This window comes from Geomonas terrae, from assembly GCF_004791675.1.
GTDB classification, from domain to species: Bacteria; Desulfobacterota; Desulfuromonadia; order Geobacterales; family Geobacteraceae; genus Geomonas; species Geomonas edaphica.
Genome location: NZ_SRSC01000002.1, coordinates 94,361 through 119,385, shown reverse-complemented (window position 1 = coordinate 119,385; position 25,025 = coordinate 94,361). Strand labels below are relative to the sequence as shown.

The window sequence follows — 25,025 nt, the reverse complement described above, 5'->3', positions numbered from 1 at the left end:
ATGAAGCCTGCCGCGACACTGTCATCGATATCCAGAACAGCCCTCCTGACATTGGTCGCTGTCTTCACCGTCGTCTTCCTCACTCAGGGAGCGGCGGTACCTGATCCCTGCCGCCTCCATACCCCGCTGCTCAGTGCAAAGCATGTAACCCGCGACACCCAGGACGCCTTCCTGAAAAACGCCGGCAAGGGTGCGCAGGTAAAGGCGGCCAAGACGTCAGCCGCCCCCGCGCTCGCCCCGACACCACCGGCGATCAGGCTTCTTTCGTCCCTTCCCGCTCACCTAACGCCCGTACGGAACTTCTTTTCTCCGGCGGACACCTCTGCCGTTTCGGCCAGAGCACCTCCAGCCTAGCCTCCAGCGTCACATCTCCACATAGTCCGCTCGTACCAGGCACGGCATGCACATCCGCCGCAACCTGCACCCTCGCCTTTTTAGGTCCTCCCGTAACCACCGGCAACCTTCGTTGTGAAGCCTGCGGCTGCGCTGTCGTGTACCCACAGCACCGGAGACACCCGAAAGAGCGTCGCCCCCCTTCCGCATCTGAAAGAAGGTATTGCGGGATTCGTGCAACCTGCGCCTGCGCCCCGGGTCGGACCATTCATCCACCAAAAGACGGGGCCGGTATTCAACCGGCTCAAGGAGCGCATATGGAACTGATAAAAAACACCAGCATAGACTTCATCGGAAAACGGAAAATAAGCTTCGCCATCTCGTCGTTAATCGCCATCATCGGTCTCATCGGCTCGCTGCAGATCGCAAGGAACAAGGCCAACATGGGGATCGACTTCTCCGGCGGGACGTCGGTGCAGGTGAGTTTTGCACGGCCGGTCCCTCTCGAGCGCGTGCAGCACATCCTCTCGGAGAAGCTCAACAAGGAAGTGCACCTGCAGGAGATAACCGGTGCGAACCAACTGTTGATCAAGGTCGGCAGGTCGGCAACCGCCTCGCTGAACGTGGCCGACACGGTTACCGCACGACTGCAGCAGGAATTTCCCGACAACGCTCTGACAGTGGAAAGCTCCAACGAGGTGGGACCGTCCATCGGCGACAAGCTCAAAAAGGATACCCTGAAGGCAGTAGCGTTCTCCATGGTCGGCATAGTGCTCTACATAGCGTGGCGCTTCGATTTCAATTTCGGCATAGGTGCGATAGCTGCCACCTTGCACGACGTCCTCTTCATGATCGCCCTCTTCTACCTGCTCGGCAAAGAGATAAACCTGCTATTCGTTACTGCCGTTTTGACCATTGCAGGTTATTCTTTGACCGATACGGTGGTCATCTTCGACCGGATCAGGGAGAGCCTCGGCAAGTTCGTACCCGAAGAAAAGGATGTCCTATTCAACAGAAGCATCAACGAGGTACTGCCAAGGACGGTGATCACCTCACTCACGACGTTTCTGGCCGCCGTCTCGCTCTACATCTTCGGCGGCACCGCAATAAACGACTTCGCGCTCGCCCTGGTATCGGGGGTGGTAGTGGCGACATATTCCTCCATCTTCATCGCGAGCCCCATCGTGCTGGAACTGGAGAAAAGGCAGGACGCAAGACACTTAAAGCGGGACCTGGCAGCACCAAGGTACGAGCCGTAACGGGAGGAGATTTATGCACGAGTTTAACCTGATCACGACGGTCACCGGCGGCTTTCTGGCCGCCCTCGTCTTCGGCTACCTGGCGCACCGCATCGGCCTTTCCTCGATCGTCGGCTTCCTCCTGGCCGGCATCGCGGTAGGCCCGCGCACCCCGGGCTTCGTGGCGGACCGGCACATGGCCGAGCAGTTCGCCGAGATCGGCGTCATCCTGCTCATGTTCGGCGTCGGGCTGCAGTTCCACTTCAAGGAACTGCTCGAGGTGCGACGCGCCGCCATACCGGGGGCCTTGGGACAGAGTGCGGTGGCCACCATCCTGAGCGCCCTGGTGGCGCTTGGGCTTGGCTGGAGCTGGCCGGCGGCGATCATCTTCGGCTTCGCGGTATCCGTCGCGAGTACCGTGGTACTTCTGCGCGTCCTGGTGGACAACAACGAGCTGCACACCCAGGCCGGCCACATCGCGGTCGGCTGGCTCGTGGTGGAGGACATCCTGACCGTGTTCCTGCTGGTCATCCTCCCGGTGCTGTTCGGCTCGCAGGGAACCGCAGAGACCGGCCTCGCCACAGCGGTCGCCTTCGCCCTATTGAAGATCGCGCTGCTGGTCGCGGTCACCTTCCTGGTGGGGGGGAAACTGATCCCGCGCATCCTGGAGCACGTGGCCGCGACGCATTCACGGGAGCTCTTCACCCTTGCCGTCCTGGTGCTGGCCCTCGGTATCGCCGTCGCCTCCGCCAGCTTCTTCGGGGTGTCCATGGCGCTCGGCGCCTTTTTGGCAGGGATGGTGGTGAAGCAGTCGGATTTCAGCTTCCGGGCGGCCTCCGAGGCGCTCCCGATGAGGGACGCCTTCGCGGTGCTCTTCTTCGTCTCGGTCGGGATGCTCTTCGATCCCTCCCATCTGGTGCAGCACCCGGGCCTCGTCCTCGCTACGCTCGGCATCATCATGCTCGGCAAGCCGCTTGCCGCCCTGGTGATCGTGCTCGCCCTGCGCTACCCGCCGCGGGTCGCCCTGGCCGTCGCCGTGGCGCTCGCACAGATCGGGGAGTTCTCCTTCATCCTCGCATCGGTGGGAAGGGATCTGAAGGTGCTCGGGGAGAGCGGCGCCAACACCATAGTGGCCGCCGCGATCATATCGATCAGCCTGAACCCGCTTTTGTACCGCATGATCCCCGGGTTGGAGCGGCGGGCGAAGACGACCCGCTTTTGGCGTTATCTCGAGGAGCGCGCGCGACCCGGGCGGGACGGCGTCGAGACGGCCGACGAGGTGCACGGCGCCGATCGCGCCGTAGTCGTGGGCTACGGCCCGACGGGCAAGACCCTCGCCCGCCTTCTCGCGGAAAACGGCATCGAGCCCTTCGTGGTGGAGATGAACCTGCAGACCGTTCGCCAGCTGCAAAAGGAGGGAACCGCCGCCCTGTACGGAGACGTGACGCTAAGGGACACCCTAGAGGCCGCCGGGATGGCCTCCGCCGTGGCGCTAGTTTTGACTTCGGCCGGGATGCAGGGGGAAGAGGACGTGATAAAGCTGGCAAGGGAGCTGAACCCGGAGGTGCGCATCCTCGCGCGCGCCACCTACTTGCGGGATGTCCCGGGACTCTACCGCGCCGGGGCTGACGCGGTGTTCTCGGGCGAAGGAGAGGTCGCGCTCAACATGACCGAGCACATGATGCGCGCCCTCGGTGCAACTGACGAACAGATCGAACGGGAGCGGGACCGGGTCAGGGGCGAACTGGCCGTAGCCGGCCGCCCCATCGGTCCGGTGCTCACTCACACGTAGATATCCTCATAGACCTCGGCGTCCTCGGGCCAGGGCGACTCCTCGGCGAAGCGCACGCTCTCCTCGACCAGGGCGAGGCAGCGCCTGTCGATCTCCTCGAGCTGCTCCCGGGTCGCCAGTCCCTCTTCCAAAAGCCGGCGCGACAGGTTCGGGATCGGGTCGCGGCTCTTCCATACGTCGGTCTCCTGGACGCTTCGGTACTTCGCCGGGTCGGACATGGAGTGGCCGCGGAAGCGGTAGGTGACCGCCTCGATGAAATAGGGGCGCTGCCGCTCGCGGACCCACTCGGCCGCCCTTTTCGTCGCCTCGTACATGGCGATCACGTCCATGCCGTCCACCTTCTCGCTCGGGATGTCGTAACCGCAGGTGCGCCGGTGCAACGCCGCCTGGGCGGAGGCGCGGTGCACCTCGGTGCCGATGCCGTAGAAGTTGTTCTCGCAGATGAAGAGGACGGGGAGGTCCCAAAGGCGCGACCAGTTGAGCGCTTCGTGAAAGGTCCCCTGGTTCATCGAGCCGTCACCGAAGAAGCAGGCGGTGACGCGGTCCTCGTCGAGGAGCTGGCTCGCCCAGGCGAGACCGGTGGCGATGGGGAACTGGCCGCCGACGATGGCGTACCCCCCCATGAAGTTGATGTCGGGCTGGAAAAGGTGCATGGAGCCCCCCTTCCCGCGGCAAAGTCCGGTCGCCTTGCCGAAGAGCTCCGCCATCACCTTTTTGGGATCGGCGCCGCGCACGATGGCCTGGGCGTGGTCGCGGTACGCGGAGAGCATGTAGTCCGTCTTCTTGAGCCCCGCCGTGCACCCAACGGCGACCGCCTCCTGCCCGGTGTAGAGATGCAGGAAGCCGGTGATGTGCCCCTTCGAATACTGCTCAGCGCAGCTCTCCTCGAACTCGCGGCAGAGCACCATCTGCTCGTAAAATCCAACTAGCTCCTCAGCCTGGAGCAGATCGCTAAGCTTTTCTGCCATGACTCTCCTCCTTCACCGCGTTCAGTAGCCCGCCTGCCAGCAGTTCGCGGCGCTCGCGCTCCGAGGCCTGCAGCAGGGTCGCCACTTCTTGCCCGTTCACGAAGACCGGGATCTCGCTCGCCCCGCCTTGCACCAGTTCCCGCACCTTGGGAATAGAGATGCGGTCACCCTGGCCGATCCGGTCGTAGTCCGCCGGGTCGCGGAAGACGAGGGGGAGGATGCCGAAGTTGATCAGGTTGGAGCGGTGTATCCTTGCGAAGCTCTTCGCCAGTTTCACCCGGATGCCGAGGTAGCGCGGGGCGAGTGCCGCGTGTTCGCGCGACGAACCCTGTCCGTAGTTCTCCCCGCCGACCACGGCACCGTCCCCTTTTTCCGTCGCACGCAGGGAGAACTCGGTGTCGGCCTGCTCAAAGACGAATTTGCTGATCGCCGGGATGTTGCTTCGAAACGGGAGCACCTTGTTGCCCGCCGGCATGATGGTGTCGGTGGAGACGTTGTCGCCCACCTTGATGATCACCTCGACCTCGAGGCCCTCCGGCAGCGCCTCGAACTCGGGGAACGGGACGATGTTCGGGCCGGTCACGATCTCGACGCCGCTGCCGTCCTCGGGGGGGGGCTCTATCCCGGAGTCGTCGACCAGGTAGCGCTCCGGGTTCTTCACGTCGGGCCAGGGGAGAAGTGCCTCGAGCTTGCGCGGGTCGGTGACCACGCCGAAAACGCCGGCGGCTGCTGCCGTCTCCGGCGAGCAGAGGTAGACGCGGTCCTCCTTGGTGCCGCTTCGCCCGGGGAAGTTGCGCGGGAAGGTCCTGAGCGACACCTGGTTCGTCCCCGGCGCCTGCCCCATGCCGATGCAGCCTAAGCAGCCAGGCTGGTGCACCTGTCCTCCGGCCAGAAGGAGCATCATGAAGCCCCCCTGGGCGACCACGTTCTCAAGCACCTGGCGGCTTCCAGGGTTGATGTGGAAGGAGAGCCCCTGGGCGATCCTGCGCCCATCGAGGATGCGGCAGACCGTCATGAGGTCGCGGAAAGAGGAGTTGACCGAGCTCCCGACGATGACCTGGTCCACCTTGAGCCCCTCGATCTCGGAGACCGGCACGACGTTGTCCGGCGACGAGGGGCAGGCGATCAGCGGGACCACCTGGGCGAGGTCGATCTCGTCATGCTCGTCGTAGGTCGCGTCCGGGTCGGGCATAAGCTCGCGCCAGAGTTCGCCGCGCCCCTGCGCCTCAAGAAACAGACGGGTGTTCTCGTCGCTTTGGAAGACGGTACTGGTGGCGCCGAGCTCCGCCCCCATGTTCCCGATGGTCGCCCGGTCGGTAGCCGAAAGGGTCGCCACACCAGGGCCGTAATACTCGATGATCTTCCCCACCCCACCCTTCACGCTGTGGCGCCGGAGCATCTCGAGGACGACGTCCTTTCCCGACACCCACGGCTGCAGGCGATTGCTGAGCTTCACCCCGAAGATCTTCGGGCAGGTGAGATGGAACGGGTACCCCGCCATGGCGAGCGCCACGTCGAGCCCTCCCGCGCCGATGGCGAGCTGTCCCATCCCTGCGGCGGTCGGGGTGTGGGAGTCGGCGCCCAGAAGCGTGGTGCCGGGAACGCCGAAGCGCTCGAGGTGCACCTGGTGCGAGACGCCGTTGCCCGGCTTGGAGAGGCGGACGCCGAACCTTGCCGCGGCGCTGGCCAGAAAGGCGTGGTCGTCGGCGTTCTTGTTGTCGGTCTGCAGCAGGTTGTGGTCGACGTACTGTGCGGCGAGTCCCACCTTCACCCGCGGGATCCCGGTTGCCATGAACTCGAGCATCGCCATGGTGCCGGTCGCGTCCTGCAAGAGGGTCTGGTCGATCCTGATCGCGATCTCCTTCCCCGGCACAAGTTCGCCCTCCACGAGGTGTTCCTTCAGTATCTTCATGGACAGACTGTCGCCCATTTTCGACCTCCTTCGCGCGACCGCGGCCGCGCCCTACCGGCCGTGCCCCTCTTCCTCCAAAAGCTCCTTCAAGACCACGGCGTTGTTGTGCTCCTCGTCCTTCGCGGCGTAGAGCAGGGTCACCCGCCCCTTTTCTCCCTGCCGGGCGAGTTCGTGCAGCAGCGCCCCCTTGTCGGCGAGCTCCTCGCGGAAGCGGCGCCTGAACTCGGCCCACTTATCCGGGTCGTGCGCGAACCAGCGCCTCAGGTCGTCGCTCGGGGCGAGCTCCTTCTCCCAGCGGTCCAGGTGCGCCGCTTCCTTTTTCACCCCGCGCGGCCAGAGCCGGTCGACGAGGATGCGCAGGCCATCGTCCGGACCAGGTGCGTCGTACACTCTTTTAAGCGCGATCATGGCTTACACCGGCTGCTGCAGGGCCGAGAGCACCCGTTTCAGGCTATCCTGCACCGTGTGCGAGAGCTCGGTCAGCTGCGGGTTCCCGACCAGGGCGAGCCCCGCCACCGGGTCCATCATCATGACGACGGTGCGGGTCTCGTTCGCCGAGTAGACCGCGACGTTGCAGGGAAGCAGGGTGCCGATGTCGAGTTCCACCCCGAAGGCCTGGTAGGCGAGGCCCGGGTTGCAGGCGCCGAGGATGTGGTAGTTGCGGAACTCCTTGTCCAGCTTCTCCTTGAACTTTTGCCTCACGTCGATCTCGAAGAGCACCCCGAAGCCCTCCTTCTGCAACTCCTGGTGCACCCTTGGCAGCGCTTCAGCGAAGGGTAGCGTGACGGTGGCCCCGAAGGCGTAAGGGGTGGCAAGTGGCATCGCTTCCTGCTTTTCCAGTGTTTCGGCTCTCTCTTTCAAGCTCATCACCTCTCTTTGTATCTGTTCCGGGAGATCCCTGCGGATCATCCGCTCCGACTCGTCGTCCTTCGGGACCCAGTCCACCTCGATGGTCAGGACCAGAGGGGCCACCGGGCTTTGCACCGATGACGGAACGACCCGGTTGATGACGCGGCCGCTGAAAAGGGGGTGATCGATGAGGAAGTACTGCACCTCGCCGTGCGGCTTGTCGAGCACCACCTTTTCCTTGATCACCACCCCTTCCGTCTTGATCTCGCGTAAAAGCCCGTTGCCGTAATGCTGCAGGACGCGCGCATGGGTCACCCCCGGCAGGTAGGAGTGCGGCTGTTCCACCTTGTCGACGAGTAGCGTCCATACCGTGTCCAGCGCAGCGTGAACCTCGCAGCTAAAAGATATCTTGCGCATGGCGTGCACCTCCGCTCGTTTGCCCAACGGTTCATTAGATAAATGCCCCGTTCCGAAGACACAACTCGACAACTTTACCCGATTGTGGAAACCGGGCAATGGTCTCCCCGGCATTTTCATGGGAAAATGCGTAGCGGGGGTGGTAAGCCTTCCCGATGCCCGAAGCATGGAGAAAGCCCAGGTAGCGCTTGTCTTGGCAGGCGTTGTGGACTAAGATGGCCACCTTGGCAGGCGAATCTGGATCGGGAGGATTTTCAGCATGAAGAAGACCGCACTGATAACCGGGGCATCCTCGGGCTTTGGCGCCGCCTGCGCGCGCACGCTGGCGGAAAAGGGATGGCAACTGGTGCTGACGGCCCGCAGGGCCGAAAGGCTCGCCGCGCTGCAGCGGGAGCTCTCGGCGCAGACGCCCGTGCACACGCTGGCCCTGGACGTAAGGGACGCCGAGGCGGTGGCCGCTTCCTTCGCTTCGCTCCCCCCTGAGTTCGCCGAAGTGGACCTCCTGGTGAACAACGCGGGGCTCGCCCTCGGCCTCGAGCCCGCCCACGAGGCGTCGCTGGAGGACTGGGACACCATGGTGGACACCAACGTGAAGGGGGTGATGTACTGCACCCGCGCCATCCTCCCGGGGATGGTGGCGAGAAACCGCGGGCACGTCGTCAACATAGGTTCGGTCGCCGGCAGTTGGCCCTACCCCGGCGGCAACGTGTACGGCGCGACCAAGGCGTTCGTGCAGCAGTTCTCCCGCAACCTGCGCGCGGACCTCCTAGGCACCGCGGTTCGGGTGACCAACATCGAACCCGGCATGGCCGAGACCGAGTTCTCGAAGGTGCGCTTCAAGGGGGACGACGAGATGGCGGGACGCGTCTACACCGGCACCGAGGCGCTGCAGCCCGCGGACATCGCGGACATCGTCGCCTGGGTCGCCTCGGTCCCGGCACGGGTCAACGTGAACAGCGTCGAGGTGATGTCGGTGCACCAGGCCTGGGGGCCACTGGCGGTGGACCGCTCCTGAGGCGGAGAAAGAAGGGATGGTCAATAAAAAAGGGGAGCCCCGTTAAACCGGAAGCTCCCCTTTAGCTTTTCTCGTGGGCGCCCTGCCCCGCTCAGTGCAGTTCACCGTTACCGTTGTCGTTGCCGTGCCCATCACTCCCGCCGCTACCCTGGTCCTGGCCGGTCGCCTTCAGGTAGTCGATGAACTCCTTGTCCAGCTTGTTGAAGTGCGAACGGAGCCACTCGCACATGGCGGTGATCACCGCCACGATCATGAGGGTGTTGTCCCCCTGCTCGGTATGCAGGCTCTCAAGGCGGAGCACCTCCCGGAAGAAGATCTCGTGCTGGTGCTTGTGTGCCTGGTACCCGGGAAAGCCGGATTCGAGCTGCAGCTTCTCTTCGTCGCGAAAATGCCACCTTACGTATTTCTTCAGGAACCACATGAGCCTGCCGATCTCCTCGGCCCCCCTCCTGCTCTTGGCCCCCTTCAGCAGATCATCGACACGGCGCAGCAGCTCCTGATGCTGCCTGTCTATCGCCTCGCTCCCCGTTGCCATGTCGTCACGCCACTGCGTCAACATCAAGTACTCTCCTTTAACTGCCGGGCCGCTGCTGCCGGCCTTCCCCGGTTTTTTGCCGGTTATCGTATCCATCGGCACCGTCCCCCGACTGCTTGAGAACTTTCGTTAAAAAAAAACGCCCCGGGCTGGATCCCGGGGCGCTGCAGGGGCACGATGACATTGCAGGCTCTTAAGCCTTCTTCTCCTCGTTCAGCTGTACCACGTCTTCGCCGGCCGAAGCCTTCTTGAAGTTCTTGATGCTGCTCCCGAGGGCCTGCCCAAGCTGCGGAAGCTTGGCGGGGCCGACTACCACGAGTGCTATGACGAGTACGATGATCATTTCCGGCATACCGAATCCAAACATTTACCTTCTCCTTTGAACGCCTTTTTTAGGGCGGCCCGGCTTAGGCCTGGGCTTTCTGAGCTGTTTCGTTGGCGGCCGGGATCGCACCTTCGCTCCGGGCCTTGTCGTTGTTTCTGAGTTCGTAGTACTCCTGAGGCGTGTTGATGTTGCTGAAGGAGTCGAAGCGTGGGTCGAAGTGCGCCACCTCGCCTGCCGGGACCTCGTTCACCTTAAGCTGCGGAAGTATCGACACGATGCGCCGCTTCCCCTCTTCCAGGCAGGACTCCATGGCCGGCAGGGCGCTCTTGTTGTAGAGCGCGTGCAGCGGTTCGAAGCCGTGCTCGCTCATGGGGAGGACCAGGTCGCAGTCGCCCCGACGGCTCACGATGTGCCTGATCAGGGCAGGATCGAGGTGCGGCATGTCGCAGGCTACGGTGAAGACGCTGGGGTTACTCGCCTGGGCGAGCCCGGCGTGTATTCCGGCCAGCGCTCCCATCCCGACGTAGAGGTCGGGCACCTTGCGGCACGGGAGGAATTGGTACTGCTCCGGGGTGTTGGTCACGAGGATCACCTCGGTGAAGAGCTCGGAAAGCTCACGGTAGATGCTCTCGATGAAGCGTCCCCCCTTGTGCGGCAGGAGCGCCTTGTTGCTCCCCATGCGGCTCGAGGCGCCGCCGGCTAAGATCACGCCGGTCACCCCGGCGATTCTATCGTCCCCCCCCATGCTGAGCGCTTCTGGATGGGTGTAGACCTTGAAGCTGTCGGCGCGGACGTAACCGACCAGGGTGATGCCCGCGTCTTCTGCCATCTTCACCGCCATGTCGGTAGGCGAGGTGCGCGAGGCGATCACGTCGATGCCTAAAAGCGATGCCTTGGCGACCAGTTCGGTGGAGACGCGTCCCGAGGTCACCAGTATGGTTCCAGCCAGGGAGATACCTTTCAGGAGGGCCTCCCCGGCGATTCTGTCGATGGTATTGTGGCGGCCGATGTCTTCCGCGTGCAAAAGGAGCGTCTCGCTCCCGACGCCTGCGGAGTGCATCCCGCCGTGGTTCTTGTAACCTTCGCTCTTCACCGCCAGCTGCTGCATCAGGGCGAAGATGGTCTCGGGCGCATGCACCCGGGACGGCCCGGCTTTCTTCTCGGGCTTGGGCATGTTGAAGGTGATGCCGGTGCCGCAGCCGGAGGTGAGTACCGGTTTCAGGCGCTCGGGGAGCTCGCCGCGGATGGTGACGCTGGCGGCGCCGAAGTCCTGGCAGATGGCGAGGGCGAGAAAGTCGTCCACGCTGGAGACGAAGCCCTGCAGGCGCAAAAAGCCCGCGACCAGGAAGCGCAGGTCGTGCGGTGAAGCGATCAGGGTCGCCATCTCGCGCCCGTTCACCACCAGCTGCAGGGGGTATTCGTTCACCACCCCGCCATCCACCTGCTCCACTACGCCCTTCTTGAAACTGTAAATGGTTGCCACCTGCGGACTCCTTGAAAGCTTGCGTTTTACCTAGCCCTGCCCCACCCGTCCCTCCCCCGCTCGCGCGGGAGAGGGACCTTGGAGGGTTTCCTCGTACTTCTGTATTACCCGGCCTCAAGGGCCGGTACTTCCTTCACGCTTAGGCCTTGGCGGCGCCGTGTGCGTTGCCTTGCTCGTTTTTGCGGAAGTGGTCCGGGATGGAGTAATCCACGGTTTCCGGGTGGTGCTCGAAGATCGGGAAGTACTTCGCGATCAGCACGAAGAACAGGATGTGCGCCGCGATGATGCCGATGGTCACCACGGACTCCAGGAGGGAGGGGTAGTAGAAGGTTCCCGGAGCCTCCATGCCGAACATGGAGACGTTGAAGCGGTTCAGGATGACGCCCGCGATGACGAGCCAGGCGGCGGTGGCGCGCAGGCGGTTGTTCTCACGCACGTTGCCGTTCATCAGCATGACCAGCGGGAGAAGGACGCCGCATACGACCTCGACGGCGAAGAGCACCAGCAGGCCGGGACGGTTGAAGAGCGGCCCCTCGGTGAGTGCCACCAGGGAGAACACCTTCACGGTCAGGTACACGGTGATGACCCAGGGGAGGATCTTGGCCAGGGTCTCGAGCAGTTCGCTCTCGTCCGGCTGTCCCATGTACTTGTGGCTCATGGTGGCCTCCACGATAATGATGGAGATACCGGCGCACATGGCGGAGAGCCAGAAGAGAAGCGGCAGGAGCGGGTTGTACCAGAGACTGTGCAGCTTATCGACCGCGATCAGGAAGAACGTGCCGAGCGACGACTGGTGCAGCGTCGAGATGGAAGCCGCAGCGACGACGAGCGGCATCTCGATGGTGCGCAGCAGGCGCAGCGGCACGTGGTAGCCGAACTTCTCGCACACCGGCGACAGGAACTCGAGGAAGAGCACTGTGGTGTAGGCGGCGATGCACATGGAAACCTCGAACATCGGGGAGTGCGGGTTCCAGTACACCATGGTGTGCCAGCAGCGCTGCGGCTGACCGAGGTCGAGCAGAAGCCCCACGCAGACCAGCGAGTAGCCGAGGAAGCCGGTCACGATGGCCGGGCGCACCAGCGGCTCGAGCTTCTTGATGTGGAAACAGTGCACGATGGCCCCGAGGGTGAAGGCGCCGGCCGCCAGAGGAACGGCGGTGACGACGTCGAAGGAGATCCAGAGACCCCAAGGGAAGGTGTCGTTCAGGTTGGTGGTGACGCCCAGGCCGAAGACGAAACGGGCCAGGGAGGCGAGCGCGCCGAGGGACACCAGGACGATCAGGAACTTAACGAAGCGGTGGTATCCCTTGATCTCGTTAACGATTATCTTTGCAGCGGTCATCTAGCTCTCCTCCTTCGGCGTGGCGCCGGATTTTCTCTGTTCCTCTTCCTTGGCGATCCTCTCCTTCCGGTGGTTGAACCAGGAAAGCAGCGACAGCGAGGAGCCGACGGTGAGGAAGATCCCCGGCACGAGACGCAGCGCCTGCCAGGTGTAGGACGGGAGCGGGCGTTTGGTGACCGGTTTGAAACCGAGCTCGTCGAAGGGGAGCGCGGTCAGGTAGATGACGGAGGTGCCGCCGGCCTCTTCGGAGCCGTAGAGCTTCTTCAGGTACTTCTCCGGACGGGCCGAGATCCTCTTGTTGGCTTCCTTGATCATATCCTCGCGGTTGCCGTAGGTGATGGCGGAGACGCAGGTGGTGGCGCAGGCCGGCTTCAGCCCTTCCTTCACCCTGGAGTAGCAGCCGGTGCACTTTCTCACCAGCGGCAGCGCCTTGCTCCACTCGTACTTGGGCACCCCGAACGGGCAGGCGACCATGCAGAAGCGGCAGCCGATGCAGCGGTCCGCGTCATAGGTGACCGGGCCTTCCTTGGTCTTCTTGAAGGCGCCTACCGGACAGACCGATGCGCAGGCCGGCTCGTTGCAGTGCATGCACATCTCTTTGTAGAAGGCGAACTCGTTCTGCCCGTTCTTCTCGTAGTCGCGGAACTTGATGCGGGTGAAGGTGTATTCCGACATGAGCGGCGGGTTCTGGTAACCCTCGCCGGTGAAGAACTCCGTCTTCTCGGCGCCCAACTGGTTCCACTGCTTGCAGGCAACCTGGCAGCCGCGGCAGCCGGTGCACTTGGTCATGTCGATCAAAAATGCCTTGTTCTTGCCGAAATCTTTGTTTTCGCTGCTCATGCGCGCTTACCCCCTTTCTCGATGTTGCAGAGGAATGCCTTGAATTCGGGGATGCTCGTGTTCGCGCAACCGACCGACGGCGTGAGGACGTTGCCCGAGTCGCCGGTAGCCATGCCTGCATAACCGAAGTGCCAGGGGAGACCCACCTGCTCTATCTCTTTTCCCTGCACGTTGAACGGCTTCAGCCTGGAGGTGACCAGGGCCTTCGCCTCGATGGAACCGCGCTCGGTGGTTACCTTGACCATGTCGCCGTTGCCGATGCCTTTGGCACGTGCGAGCGTCTGGGAGATCTCCACGAACATGGTCGGGACCAGTTCGACGAGCCAAGGAAGCGAACGGGTCATGGCGCCTGCCTGCCAGTGCTCGGTCATCCTGTAGGTGGTGCCGACGAACGGGAACTTGGCGGTGTCGCTCGACATATTGGCCGGGATCTTGACCGCCGGGTTGGTCTGGGTCTTCGACATGAGGTTCTTGGCCGGGCTTTCCACCGGTTCGTAGTGCTCGGGGAACGGACCGTCCTTCATGTCCAGGGCGTAAAGGCGACCGTGGCCTTCAGGCAGCATGATGAAGGGGTATTTCCCTTCCTTGGCGTCGTTCATCGGCGGCCAGGGACCGTCGGGCACGTCGCCCTTCCATTTCTTCTCAAGGGCGTCCCAGGCGATGACGGCGCGCTTGGGGTTGAACGGCGCGCCGTCCGGGTTGACCGAACCGCGGTTGTAGATGATGCGGCGGTTGACCGGCCAAGCCCAGGACCACTTCGGGTACATGCCCAGGCCGGTCGGGTCGGTCAGGTCGCGACGTGCCATCTGGTTCCCTTCCTTGGTGTAGGAGCCGCAGTAAATCCAGCAGCCGGAAACGGTGGAACCGTCGTCCTGCAGGTACTTGAACATCGGGACCTGGTCGCCTGCCTTGAACTCCAGGGTCTTGTCCTTGTCGACGATGGTCATGTCCTTGGTGAAGTAGCCGTTGATCTCCTTGGCCACCATGTGCACTTCCGGCTCCTCGCCCTTGCCGTAGTTCCAGGAGAGCTTGGTGATCGGCTCGGGGAAGGCGCCGCCTTTCTCGTAGGCCTTCTTCACGCGCGTGGCGAACTGGTTGATGATCCAGAGGTCGCTCTTCGCGTCACCGACCGGCTCGGCGGCCTTATAGCGCCACTGGGCCCAGCGGCCGGAGTTGGAGATGGAGCCTTCCTTCTCGACGGAAGAGGCTGCCGGCAGCATGAAGACCTCGGTCTTGATGTCCTTCGGGTTGACGCCGGGGCGCTTCCAGAAGATGGAGGTCTCGGTCTCCCAGAGGTCGACGGTGACGAGCCAGTCGAGTTTCCCGAGCGCCTCGCGGGTTTTAAGCGAATCCGGGCCGCCCACGGCCGGGTTCTGGCCCATGCAGACAAGACCATGCAGCTCGCCCTTGCCCATCTTCTCCATAAGCTTCATGAAGGAGTAGTTGCCGCTTCTCTTCGGGAGGTAGTCGTAGCAGAAGCCGTTTTCCTTGGTGGCGTTGTCACCATACCAGGCTTTCAGGAGGCTCACGGTGTACTTCGGGGTGTTGCCCCACCAGTTGGCGCTCTTCGGATCCTTGGTCTTCGGGGTCCACTTCTCGAGGTACGCCTTCAGGTCGACGTTGTCGAACTCGGGCGACTTCAGGTAACCCGGCAGCAGGTGGAAGAGCAGGCCGTAATCGGAGGAACCCTGGACGTTGGACTCGCCGCGCAGCGCGTTGACGCCGCCGCCTGCGATGCCGATGTTACCGAGCAGCATCTGCAGCATGGCGGTAGCGCGGACGTTCTGGGTGCCGTGGGTGGACTGGGTGATACCCATCGCGTAAAGGATGGTACCCGCCTTGTCGGCGCGGCCGGTGGAGCAGAAGGCCTTGGCAACGGCGATGTAGTCTTCCTTCTTGGTGCCGGTGATGGAGCAGACCATGTCCACGGTGTAGCGGGAGTAGTGCTTTTTCAGGAGCTGGAACACGCAGCGCGGGTCCTTGAGGCTGTGGTCGCGCTTGGGGTTGCCGGCGCCGTCGACCGCGTAGGCCCAGGCCTTCGGATCGTAGGTCTTCTCCTGGTCGTCGAAGGAGCAGAAGATCCCCTCGTTGAAGTCGTACTTCTCGTTCACGATGAAGGCCGCGTTGGTGTACTCGCGCACGTACTCCTCGTGAATCATGTTGTTCTGGAGGGCGTAGTTGATCATGCCGCCCAGGAAGGCGATGTCGGTGCCCGGACGGATCTGAGCGTAGTGGTCCGCCTTGGAGGCGGTCCTTGTGAAGCGCGGATCGACGGCGATCAGTTTGCCGCCCTGATCCATGGCTGCCTCGATCCATTTCATGGAAATCGGGTGATTCTCGGCCGGGTTGCAGCCGATGGCGAGGATAGCGTCAGCGTTCCTCAGGTCGATCCAGTGGTTGGTCATTGCCCCACGTCCAAACGAAGCCGCCAGACCGGCGACTGTAGCGGAGTGTCATATTCGGGCTTGGTGTTCGAGGTTTGCGACCCCCATGGAGCGGGCGAACTTGCTCCAGAGGTAGCACTCCTCGTTGTCGAGACCTGCGCCGCCGAGGAATGCCATCCCTTCGGTGCGGTTGACCACGTATTCCTTGTTGTCCTTCTTGTTGATCTCTTTTGCCTTGAAGGTCTTGTCGCGCGCGTCCTTCATCTTCTGCGCGATGCGCTCCAGGGCCCAGTCCCACGACTTCTCTTCGAACTTGTCGCTGCCGGGTGCACGGTACATCACCTTTTGCAGACGACGCTCGTTGTTGGCCACCTGGAACAGCGCGCTACCCTTCGAGCAGAGGGCACCCTGGTTGATCGGATGCTGTGTGTCCCCCTCGATGTTGACGATCTTGCCGTTCTTGGTATGAACCACAAGCCCGCAACCTACCGCGCAGAAAGGACAGATGGTGGTCGAGCTTTTCAGCCCCTTGGTGCGCAGTTGCGTGCCGTCTGCGCCGCCCGCTTCTGCTTTCTTGCCGGAGAGGATCAGCGCTGCCGCGGCCGCCCCCCCCTGCAGAAACTCCCGTCGTGAAACTGCCATGTTGAATCTCTCCTTTTTCCATGATAAACGTCGTGCCACCGTTTTATAACTCCGCGTATACGGCAATTGCCATGCCAGCGTGTTTACGTTCACCAGAAAAATAGTTGTGTACCGTAAACCTCCGAAATGATAATGTTGTCCGCGCTGCTCGGGAATCCCCAATAGGTTAACTTTAATTAACAATTGCGTCGTTTTGTCAAAATGTGTGACATTTTGTCCAAGGCAAGAGTCGAGCAACGGCGCGGAAAACGATCGAGGCACGCCCCAAAATGACACAGGAAAGAATTCTCATCTGCGACGACGAGGAAGGTATCCTCATCTACCTGAAGAAACTATTGCTGACCCAGGGGTACCTCGTGGAGACCTTTGGCGGTGGTGCGCAGCTCCTGCGCCGGCTGCGCGAGGGGGACCCAACCGACGCCGACCTCATCCTGCAGGACGTGAGGATGCCCGACATGGACGGCATCACCGTGCTGCAGGAGGTGAAGAAACTGAGGCCGTCGCTGCCGGTCATCATCATGACCGCCTTCGGCACCATCGACGCCGCGGTCGAGGCGATCAAGCTCGGTGCCTACGACTACGTCACCAAGCCCTTCCCGAAGGAAAAGATCCTGAGCGTTTTGAAAAACGCCCTCGAGAAAGAGCAGCTGCTGCAGGAAAACCGGGCCCTCAAGTCCGAGCTCGGCAAGCCGATCCTTCAGGACGCGATCATCTTCAGAAGCGCCGTGTTCCAGGAGACCTACGACCTCACCCTCCAGGTGGCCGCAAGCGAGGCGAACATCCTCGTGCTTGGCGAGTCCGGGACCGGCAAGGAGCTGATCGCCGGGGCCATCCACTACAACAGCGCCCGGCGCGAGCGCCGCTTCCTGTCCATCAACTGCGCGGCGCTTACCGAGACCCTGCTGGAGAGCCAGCTCTTCGGTCACGTGCGCGGCGCCTTCACCGGTGCCATCACGCACCAGAAGGGGCTCCTTGAGGAGGCGGACGGCGGCACCCTGTTCATGGACGAGATCGGCGACATGAGCCTCCCGATCCAGGCGAAGCTTTTGCGCGTGATCCAGGAGCGCGACTTCATCCCGGTGGGGGCGACCCGGGCGAAAAGCGCCGACATCCGGTTCGTGGCCGCGACCAACAAGGACCTCGAGGAGGAGGTGCGCGTCGGCAGGTTCCGTGAGGACCTTTACTACCGCCTGAACGTGATCAACATCCCTCTACCACCGCTGCGCGAGAGAAAGGACGACATCGAACCGCTCGCCCAGCACTTCTTGAAGAAGTACAGCGTGAAGATGAAGAAAGAGGTCACCGGTGTCACCCCCGAGGCGCTCATGCTGCTATGCGGCTACAACTGGCCCGGGAACATCCGCGAGCTCGAGAACGTCATGGAGCGCGCCGTGATCCTCGCGAGAACACCGCTTGTGACCCCGAAGGAGCTCCCCATCTGGCGCAAGACCCCGCAAAAGGCGGAGGCGCAGGTCCAGCCGCAGCTCGTCTCCCTTGAGAACATGGAGAAGGCGCACATCGAGCGGACCCTGCTCGGCACCGGCTACCACAAGAGCAGATCCGCCGAGATCCTCGGCATTTCCAGAAAGACCCTGGACCGCAAGATCGCGGAATACGGCATCGCCATCCCCTCATGAACTTCCCAAGGCTCCGCTTTCCCATCAAGACCAAGCTCACCGTCGCCACGCTGATCCCGCTGGCGATCGCCATCCTCATCTGCTGGATGGCAGGCGTCTTCATCCTGAGCGCCAAGGTGGCAGCCCAGGCGCAGGAGAAGGTCCGCTACGACCTCTCCGTCGCGCGCGAGGCGTACCTGAACGAGCTGACGCGCCTCTACGACGCGGTGAAGCTCTCCGCCTCCTTCGGCCGCACCGGTGAGACGATCGCCGCGGGCGACCTGCGCGCCCTCGAGGCGACCCTGGCGCCGGTACGAAAAAGCGAGCACCTCGACATCCTCGCCGCGGTCGACGCCTCGGGCAAGGTGATCTTCCGCGCCAACAACCCGCGCCAGTTCGGCGACGACAAGCTGCGCAACCAGTTCGTGGCGCGCGCCCTCAAGGGAGAGCTCGTAAGCGGCACCACCATCATCCCGACCTCCGAGCTCACGCTCGAGGGGGAGGCGCTGGTGCGGCAGGCGCACGTCCAGGTGGCCGGAACCAAGGCTGACCCCTCCCCCCCGGCGCCCTTAAACGGCGCCATGTTCCTCTTCACCGCCGCCCCGGTGCGGGACCAGGCCGGCAACGTGCTCGGCGCCCTTTACGGCGGCGTGATGCTGAACAACAACCGAAAGCTAGTCGACAAGATCAAGGCGGTCGTCTACGAAGGGGCGAAATCAAAAGGCAGGGACGTGGGGAACGCCACCATCTTCCAGGGGGGGGTGAGGATCGCCACCAACGTCCCCAACTCGGACGGCCGCCGCGCCACCGGGACCAAGCTCTCAGCCCCGGTTTACGAGCGCGTCCTTTTGAAAGGGACCAAGTGGGTGGGAAGGGCGTTCGTCGTCAACGACTGGTACCTGACCGCCTACGAGCCGATCCTGTCGCTGCAGGGGGTCCCGATCGGCGCCCTCTACGTCGGCATGCTCGAGAGCCACTATTCGGCGGTGAAGACCGACATGGCGGTGCTCCTGAGCTTCGTCCTCCTGCTGAGCGGACTGACCGGCGTCTCCATGTCGGCTTTTCTCGGCAAGAAGCTCGCCCAGCCGATCAAGGAGCTTGAGCTGCTCACCCGGCGCGTGGCCGCCGGCGAGCGGGACGTGAAAAGCAGCATCGATTCCCGGGATGAGATCGGCGACCTGGCAGGGCGCTTCAACGACATGAGCCGCTCCCTTGGCGAGCGCGAGAACAGCATCATCGAGTTGAACCGCAACCTCGAGGAAAAGGTGCAGCAAAGAACCGCGGAGTTGGAGGAGAAGAACCGGCTCCTCGTGCAGACGCGTGAGGAGCTTCTGCGCGTCGAGAAGCTGGCCGCGATCGGCGAGCTGGCCGCAGGGGTCGCCCACGAGATCAACAACCCGATGGCGATCATCCGCGGCAACACGGAACTGTTGCAGCTCACCATCGACGAGGGAGCCCCGAACCGCGAGGAGGTGGACACCATCTTCCAGCAGGTGAAGAGGGTCGAGCGCATCGTTTCGAACCTGTTGAAGTTCGCGAGGCGCGAGCAGATGGAGCACGGCAGCGTGCGGTTGAACGAGCTTCTGCACGAGATCGTGGGGCAGATCGGGCACCAGGTTTCCCTGGAGAAGATAGAGGTGATCGAGCTTTACGCGGAGGATATGGCGGTCGTGGAAGGCGATGGCGACCAGTTGCGCCAGGTCTTCACCAACCTGATTCTGAACGCGGTCCAGGCGATGCCGCAGGGGGGAGTGCTCGGCATCAGGAGCGCGCCGGTCGGGAGTGGGGATCACTACGAGGTGAAGATATCCGATACCGGAGTCGGCATCGCACTGGAGAATCTGAGGCAGGTATTCAACCCCTTTTACACCACCAAGTCGAACGGGACCGGGCTGGGGCTGTCGGTGAGTTACGGCATCATCAGGGAGCATGGCGGCTGCATCGACGTGGAGAGCATCCCCGGTCAGGGGAGCAGTTTCACCGTGCTGCTCCCCTGCGAACGTTAACCGAGCCCCTTACACCACCACCGGGTCCCCCGGTCTCACCACCCCGCCCTTCAGCACCCTGGCGAAGATCCCCTCCTTGGGCATGACGCAGTCTCCGGCCTGGTAGTAGATGGCGCAGCGGGTGTGACATTCCTTGCCGATCTGGGTCACCTCGAGGAGCGTCTCCCCGAGTTCGATCTTCGCACCGATCGGGAGGCTCACGAGGTCCACCCCCTCGGTGGTGATGTTCTCGGCGAAATCCCCCTCCTTCACGTCCAGCCCGAGCGCCTGCATCTTGGCGATGCTCTCCTGGGCCAGCAGGCTGATCTGGCGGTGCCAGTCGCCGGCGTGACCGTCCCCCACGATGCCGTGCTCCTCGCGCAGGGTTACCTCGGGTACCGGGGTCTTCCTCTCCCCTTTGTTGGTGCTGATGTTAACCGCGACAACCTTTCCGATCATGTTATCTCCTTGTGGCTAGCCCCCGACACGGGACATGGCAAATGGTTTCGTTTCGACACCCTCGTCGGTCACCTCGTGGCGCCCCGGCTTCGCAGCGACGATGCGCTGGATCTCCTGGCGCAAAAGCTCGGGGTCACCCGTGGCAAGTACCGGCTTCAGATCCACGCCGGAGCCGGAGAAAAGGCATCCCTTGGCAACCCCGGCGGCGGTCACCCGCAGCCGGTTGCACCCCTCGCAGAAGTGCCCGGTCATGGCGGTGATGATCCCCAGGGAACCGGGCGCCCCCTTGATCCGGAAGTTCCTGGCGGGGCCGGAGCGTTCGGTGCTCCCCCCCTCCTCGATGGTGTACCTCTGCGCGATGCGCTCCCTTATCTCGGCGCCGGGTACGGTAAGATCTCGCCAATCCGCGTCGCCGCAGGTGGGCATGTACTCGATGAAACGGACCGCGTAGGGGCGCTTCAGGGTCAGCTCGGCGAAGTCGAGGATCTCGTCGTCGTTCACCCCGCGCATCACCACCACGTTGATCTTGTGCGGCGGGAAGCCGACCCGCTCCGCCTCATCGATCCCATCCAGCACGCGCTGCAGCTCGCCGCCGCGGGTGATCGCCGCGAAGGTCTCGGGTTTTAGCGAGTCAAGGCTGATGTTCAGGCGCTGCACCCCGGCGTCCTTTAGCCCCTGTGCCATCTCCTTCAAAAGAAGGCCGTTCGTGGTGAGCACGAGTTCCTTGAGCCCCGGGAGGGCGGCTATCCGCGCGAGGAAGTCGAGGATCCCTTTTCGGACCAGCGGCTCGCCGCCGGTAACCCGGATCTTCTCGATCCCGGCGGCGACCGCCTCGGCCGAGATGCGGAGCAGATCCTCGTAGGAGAGCACATCGCAGTGGCCGAGCTTCTCCACCCCCTCTTCGGGCATGCAGTAGCTGCAGCGCAGGTTGCAGCGGTCCGTCACAGAAAGACGCAGGTAGTTGATGCGCCTGCCGTAGGTATCGATGAGCGACATATTTTCCCTTGATGCTTTGGCTGTTTGCGCGACGTCCCGGACACGGGGGCCCCGGTGCAACATCGGGTCCGCCCCGTGCAAATGCAGGGACACGATCAAAACCATACTCTGTTTGTCGAACGGAAATCAACCCATTTAATGAGGGATAAGCCCCACCAGTAAAAAGGGCGTGAAAAAGTATACTGGCATACCGACGCCGTGAGCATCGTGCAGAAAAGCATGCGATGTCATACACTTACCACCCGCCGCCGCGCAGCCAGCCACACCAGGGAGACGGACGCTTAAGGCAAAATAATTGTTTATTTTCCCGGGAATATGCTATGGAAACCAGAATAAGCAGATCTGTCTCCGAGCCACGGCCGTCTAAAGGGAGCTTCCCCACGGTGCCGCGGCCGACGGGTGTTGCCGGAAACGGCACCGCCTCCCTTATGGAAAGGAGAAAGCCACCGCTTGCGCGCAGGGGGCCCTTTCCTTTCATGGGAATCGGGCCTTTTTCTTTATCAATCATGACGAGGTAACGATGACAAACTACGAGCAGGCCAGACGGATGGTCGTTGACCATGTCACCCCGGCCGGGGTGGAAAAGGTCCTTCTTCTCGAGGCCGCCGGGCGCGTTCTCGCCGAGGATTACGTCGCCCCGAAGGACATGCCGCGCTGGGACAATTCCGCCATGGACGGCTTCGCGGTAAGAAGCGCGGACTGCGCCATCGGCACCGTACTCAAGGTGACCGACTACATCCCCGCCGGCGTAAGCTCCGACGAGGCGATTGCACCCGGCTGTGCCGCGAGGATCATGACCGGAGCCCCGATCCCCCCCGGTGCCGACGCCGTGGTCCCCATAGAGGAGACCGAGGCGACCGCCGAGTCGGTCAAGCTGCTGCAGCAGGTTAAAAAACACGACCATATCCGCTTCAAGGGTGAGGATGTCGCAAGCGGTGACACCGTCATCACGAAAGGGACGCTGATAGGTCCGCCCCAGGTGAGCCTTCTCGCGTCGTTCTCCGCGGTGCTCGTCCCGGTGTACCGCAGGGTGCGTGTCGCCATCCTCTCCACCGGCGACGAACTCGTCGACGTCGGTACCGAACCGACCGCGAGCCAGATCGTGAACAGCAACACCCTCGCGCTCGCCACCGCGATCAAGCTCTGCGGCGCCGAGCCCGTGATCTTGGGGATCGCGCGTGACGACCGGGAGAGCCACCGGGCGCTTCTTGACGAGGGGCTGAAGGCGGACGTCCTGATCACCTCCGCCGGTGTCTCCGCGGGCGATAGGGATCTCGTGCGCGAGGTCTCAGCCGAGCTCGGCGTGGAGGAGAAATTCTGGAAGCCGGGCATCAAGCCGGGCGGCCCGACCGCCTTCGGCATGAAGGGCAGCGTCCCGGTATTCTCGCTTCCCGGCAACCCCGTTTCCACCATGATCACCTTCGAGGAGTTCGCCCGCCCTGCCCTTTTGCGGATGATGGGACACGAGAAGGTATTCCGGCGCACCGTAAGCGGCGTGCTCAAGGAGGGTGCCCGCAAGAAGGCAGGGAAGCTTAACTTCCTGCGCGTGCACGTGACCCTGGAAAACGGCCGCTACGTCGCCAGCACCTCAGGCGACCAGAACACCGGCATATTGAAGACCATGCTGCGCTGCAACGCCCTCGCCCTGCTTCCCGCCGATCGGACCGAATTTGCCGCCGGCGAGGAAGTGGACCTGCATCTGCTCGACCCGACCCTGGAACTGGAGGTATAGCATGTCATTCAACCATTTCGACGCCAGAGGCAACGCCATCATGGTGGACGTGAGCCAGAAGACCCCGACCATGCGCACCGCGGTAGCGGGAGCCGTATTGACACTCAAGCCCGAGACGGTGCAGTCCATCGTCTCCGGCAGGATGGCCAAGGGTGACGTTCTGGGGGTCGCGCGGCTCTCGGGCATCGCCGGAGCCAAGAAGACCCCGGACCTGATCCCCCTTTCCCACCCGCTTGCCATCCACCATGTGGCCATAGAGTTCGAGGTGAACGAGACCGAGGGGACCATCGGCGTCATGGCGACGGTGCGCGCCTTCGAGCGGACCGGCGTAGAAATGGAGGCGATGACCGCGGCCACGATCGCAGCCCTCACCGTGTACGACATGTGCAAGGGGAGCGACAAGGGGATCGTCATCTCCGACGTGAAGCTGCACTACAAGGAAGGCGGCAAGAGCGGCGTCTACAAGCGCGAGGCGTAGCCGGCCGGGCCAGAAAAAGGAGAATCAGCACCATGAAAGCAGCCATCCTCACCCTCAGCGACCGCTGTTCTACCGGGGAGCGCGCCGACGGCAGCGGCCCGGCACTGAAGAGCTGGCTCGAAGAGCGCGGCGTCAGCGTCACCTGCACCGAAGTGATCCCCGACGAGGCCGCCCTCATCTCGGAGAAGCTCGTTGAGTGGTCCGACAGCGGCGCTTACGACTTGATCCTCACTACCGGCGGGACCGGCGTTTCCCCGCGCGACGTCACCCCGGAGGCGACCGAACGCGTGGTGGACCGCCTCCTCCCGGGCTTTGGCGAGGTCATGCGCATGGAAAGCCTCAAGAAGACCCCGCACGCCATCATCTCCCGTGCCGTCGCCGGCATCAGGAAAAACACCCTGATCATCAACCTTCCCGGAAGCCCCAAGGGCGCAACCGAGAACATCGGCTTCGTCTGGGCCGCGGTGCCGCACGCGGTTGCCAAGCTGCAGGGTGACCCGGAGGAATGCGGCACTCCCATGCCTGGCTAGCCCCGCAATCGGGCTTTTCTGTTGACCGATCCCTCACGCTGGGTTATATATCCTAACACGGTTTTATAATACACTTACGGAGGGGAAAACATGCCGTTGGTAAAGCAGATTCACGAGAAGGCAAAATCTAACCTTAGGACGGTGGTCTTGCCGGAGAGCTATGACGAGAGGATGCTTTTCGCCGCCCAGCAGATCGTGGAACAGGGTTTGGCGAAAATCGTGTTACTTGGAAAGCCCGAGGCAGTGCTTGCGGCGGCGGCCGCCAAGGGTGTGAACCTCTCCGGCGTCGAGATCGTGGATCCCGCCACATCTCCCAAGCTCGACACCTACGTCGGGAAACTCGTGGAACTGAGGAAAGCAAAAGGCCTTACCCCCCAGCAGGCCCAGCAGTTGCTGACCGCCGACGACAACCTGTACTTTGCCGGCATGATGGTGCGTGAAGGAGACGCCGACGGCGAGGTGGCCGGTGCAACCGGAACCACCGGCGACGTGCTCCGTGCCGCCTTCCAGACCGTAGGTCCCGCCCCCGGCATCAAGACCGTCTCCTCGTTCTTCCTCATGGCCACCCAGACCCCCAACTTCGGGGAAAACGGCGTGATCCTCTTCGCCGACTGCGCGGTGAACCCTAACCCCGACGCCCAGGCCCTCGCCGAGATCGCCATTGCCACCGCGAGGAACTGCAAGTCGTTCCTCGACGTGCCGGCCCGCGTCGCCATGCTCTCCTTCTCCACCAAGGGGAGCGCAAGCCACCCGGATGCCGACAAGGTGCTGAAGGCGCTGGAAATCGCCAAGGGGATGGATCCGGAACTCTCCGTCGACGGCGAACTGCAGGCGGACGCCGCCCTGATCCCTGCCGTGGGCGCTAAGAAAGCACCGGGGAGCGGTGTCGCCGGTAAGGCCAACGTATTGGTATTCCCCGACCTCGATGCCGGTAACATCGCGTACAAGCTCGTTGAGCGTTTGGCAGGCGCGAAGGCCATCGGGCCTGTGATCCAGGGGCTCGCGAAGCCGGTCAACGACCTCTCCCGCGGCTGCTCCGTGCAGGACATCGTCGACGTCACCGCGATCACCGCGGTGCAGGCGCAGGGCTAGCAGCAGCCCGCAGTCGGACCAGTAGGACCAGTCGCGTTTAAAAAACAAAAAGGCCGGCGGGA

The 25,025-nt window shown here is 63.1% G+C and carries 21 protein-coding genes and 1 riboswitch; of the genes, 9 read left to right on the top strand and 12 right to left on the bottom strand.

What is annotated here, in order from left to right:
* Positions 1-650 precede the first annotated feature (650 nt).
* Both secF and E4633_RS07820 read left to right on the top strand, forming a co-directional pair.
* Positions 651-1,592 carry a protein translocase subunit SecF gene (secF, locus tag E4633_RS07825; RefSeq protein ID WP_135869701.1) on the top strand — a complete coding sequence of 314 codons (942 nt, stop codon included), beginning with the start codon at positions 651-653 and terminating at the stop codon, positions 1,590-1,592.
* Between the two features lie 13 nt (positions 1,593-1,605).
* Positions 1,606-3,363: a cation:proton antiporter gene (locus E4633_RS07820; RefSeq protein ID WP_135869700.1), complete on the top strand. Its 1,758-nt coding sequence runs from the start codon at positions 1,606-1,608 to the stop codon at positions 3,361-3,363.
* Here the strand turns inward: E4633_RS07820 and pdhA are convergent.
* The 4 genes from pdhA to E4633_RS07800 are packed head-to-tail and all read right to left on the bottom strand — an operon-like array spanning position 3,354 to position 7,509.
* Positions 3,354-4,331 (bottom strand): pyruvate dehydrogenase (acetyl-transferring) E1 component subunit alpha, encoded by a 978-nt coding sequence (gene pdhA, locus E4633_RS07815; RefSeq protein WP_135869699.1) that lies wholly within the window; start codon positions 4,329-4,331, stop codon positions 3,354-3,356. The genes E4633_RS07820 and pdhA overlap by 10 nt on opposite strands.
* Positions 4,315-6,261: an aconitate hydratase gene (locus E4633_RS07810; protein ID WP_135869698.1), complete on the bottom strand. Its 1,947-nt coding sequence runs from the start codon at positions 6,259-6,261 to the stop codon at positions 4,315-4,317. Before E4633_RS07810 ends, pdhA begins: the two co-directional genes overlap by 17 nt.
* A gap of 33 nt (positions 6,262-6,294) precedes the next feature.
* Positions 6,295-6,651: a DUF488 domain-containing protein gene (locus E4633_RS07805; RefSeq protein ID WP_135869697.1), complete on the bottom strand. Its 357-nt coding sequence runs from the start codon at positions 6,649-6,651 to the stop codon at positions 6,295-6,297.
* Positions 6,652-6,654: 3 nt separating this feature from the next.
* Positions 6,655-7,509: an AtaL-like protein gene (locus E4633_RS07800; protein ID WP_135869696.1), complete on the bottom strand. Its 855-nt coding sequence runs from the start codon at positions 7,507-7,509 to the stop codon at positions 6,655-6,657.
* Between the two features lie 259 nt (positions 7,510-7,768).
* On the opposite strand from E4633_RS07800, the gene E4633_RS07795 reads away from it, so the two are divergent.
* On the top strand, positions 7,769-8,524 hold the full coding sequence (locus E4633_RS07795; protein ID WP_135869695.1) for an SDR family oxidoreductase: 756 nt from the start codon (positions 7,769-7,771) through the stop codon (positions 8,522-8,524).
* A gap of 91 nt (positions 8,525-8,615) precedes the next feature.
* Here E4633_RS07795 and E4633_RS07790 read toward each other — a convergent pair whose 3' ends face one another.
* The 6 genes from E4633_RS07790 to fdnG form a co-directional block, all read right to left on the bottom strand.
* A complete protein-coding gene (locus tag E4633_RS07790) occupies positions 8,616-9,083 on the bottom strand; it encodes a bacteriohemerythrin (RefSeq protein ID WP_135869694.1) in 468 nt (155 codons plus the stop codon).
* Positions 9,084-9,252: 169 nt separating this feature from the next.
* Positions 9,253-9,426 (bottom strand): twin-arginine translocase TatA/TatE family subunit, encoded by a 174-nt coding sequence (gene tatA, locus E4633_RS07785; protein ID WP_129126225.1) that lies wholly within the window; start codon positions 9,424-9,426, stop codon positions 9,253-9,255.
* A gap of 40 nt (positions 9,427-9,466) precedes the next feature.
* Positions 9,467-10,867, bottom strand: a complete 1,401-nt coding sequence (gene fdhD / locus E4633_RS07780) for a formate dehydrogenase accessory sulfurtransferase FdhD (protein ID WP_135869693.1) — start codon at positions 10,865-10,867, stop codon at positions 9,467-9,469.
* 139 nt (positions 10,868-11,006) lie between these two features.
* Positions 11,007-12,209 carry an NrfD/PsrC family molybdoenzyme membrane anchor subunit gene (gene nrfD, locus E4633_RS07775; RefSeq protein WP_135869692.1) on the bottom strand — a complete coding sequence of 401 codons (1,203 nt, stop codon included), beginning with the start codon at positions 12,207-12,209 and terminating at the stop codon, positions 11,007-11,009.
* Positions 12,210-13,049 carry a 4Fe-4S dicluster domain-containing protein gene (locus tag E4633_RS07770; protein ID WP_135869691.1) on the bottom strand — a complete coding sequence of 280 codons (840 nt, stop codon included), beginning with the start codon at positions 13,047-13,049 and terminating at the stop codon, positions 12,210-12,212.
* Positions 13,046-16,075 carry a formate dehydrogenase-N subunit alpha gene (fdnG, locus tag E4633_RS07765; protein WP_135869690.1) on the bottom strand — a complete coding sequence of 1,010 codons (3,030 nt, stop codon included), beginning with the start codon at positions 16,073-16,075 and terminating at the stop codon, positions 13,046-13,048. The genes E4633_RS07770 and fdnG overlap by 4 nt, the downstream gene beginning before the upstream one ends.
* A gap of 269 nt (positions 16,076-16,344) precedes the next feature.
* Between fdnG and E4633_RS07760 the strand changes: the two genes are divergently transcribed.
* Positions 16,345-17,712, top strand: coding sequence for a sigma-54-dependent transcriptional regulator (locus E4633_RS07760; protein ID WP_135869689.1), 1,368 nt, complete (start codon positions 16,345-16,347; stop codon positions 17,710-17,712).
* Positions 17,709-19,697, top strand: coding sequence for a cache domain-containing protein (locus tag E4633_RS07755; protein ID WP_135869688.1), 1,989 nt, complete (start codon positions 17,709-17,711; stop codon positions 19,695-19,697). The genes E4633_RS07760 and E4633_RS07755 overlap by 4 nt, the downstream gene beginning before the upstream one ends.
* 9 nt (positions 19,698-19,706) lie before the next feature.
* On the opposite strand, the gene E4633_RS07750 is transcribed toward E4633_RS07755, so the two are convergent.
* Complete coding sequence (locus E4633_RS07750; protein WP_135869687.1) at positions 19,707-20,135, bottom strand: MOSC domain-containing protein; 429 nt, start codon at positions 20,133-20,135, stop codon at positions 19,707-19,709.
* Between the two features lie 15 nt (positions 20,136-20,150).
* Positions 20,151-21,131 (bottom strand): GTP 3',8-cyclase MoaA, encoded by a 981-nt coding sequence (gene moaA / locus E4633_RS07745; RefSeq protein ID WP_135869686.1) that lies wholly within the window; start codon positions 21,129-21,131, stop codon positions 20,151-20,153.
* Positions 21,132-21,465: 334 nt separating this feature from the next.
* A riboswitch (molybdenum cofactor riboswitch) is annotated at positions 21,466-21,587 on the top strand.
* A 64-nt stretch (positions 21,588-21,651) separates the two neighbouring features.
* Between moaA and E4633_RS07740 the strand changes: the two genes are divergently transcribed.
* The 4 genes from E4633_RS07740 (at position 21,652) to pta (ending at position 24,963) form a co-directional block, all read left to right on the top strand.
* Positions 21,652-22,863 carry a molybdopterin molybdotransferase MoeA gene (locus E4633_RS07740; RefSeq protein WP_135869685.1) on the top strand — a complete coding sequence of 404 codons (1,212 nt, stop codon included), beginning with the start codon at positions 21,652-21,654 and terminating at the stop codon, positions 22,861-22,863.
* Position 22,864: 1 nt separating this feature from the next.
* The gene (gene moaC, locus E4633_RS07735; protein ID WP_135869684.1) at positions 22,865-23,341 is read left to right on the top strand and encodes a cyclic pyranopterin monophosphate synthase MoaC; all 477 of its coding nucleotides are present in this window, start codon (positions 22,865-22,867) and stop codon (positions 23,339-23,341) included.
* A 32-nt stretch (positions 23,342-23,373) separates the two neighbouring features.
* Positions 23,374-23,871: a molybdopterin adenylyltransferase gene (mog, locus tag E4633_RS07730; protein WP_135869683.1), complete on the top strand. Its 498-nt coding sequence runs from the start codon at positions 23,374-23,376 to the stop codon at positions 23,869-23,871.
* A 90-nt stretch (positions 23,872-23,961) separates the two neighbouring features.
* The gene (gene pta / locus E4633_RS07725) at positions 23,962-24,963 is read left to right on the top strand and encodes a phosphate acetyltransferase (RefSeq protein ID WP_135869682.1); all 1,002 of its coding nucleotides are present in this window, start codon (positions 23,962-23,964) and stop codon (positions 24,961-24,963) included.
* Positions 24,964-25,025 lie beyond the last annotated feature (62 nt).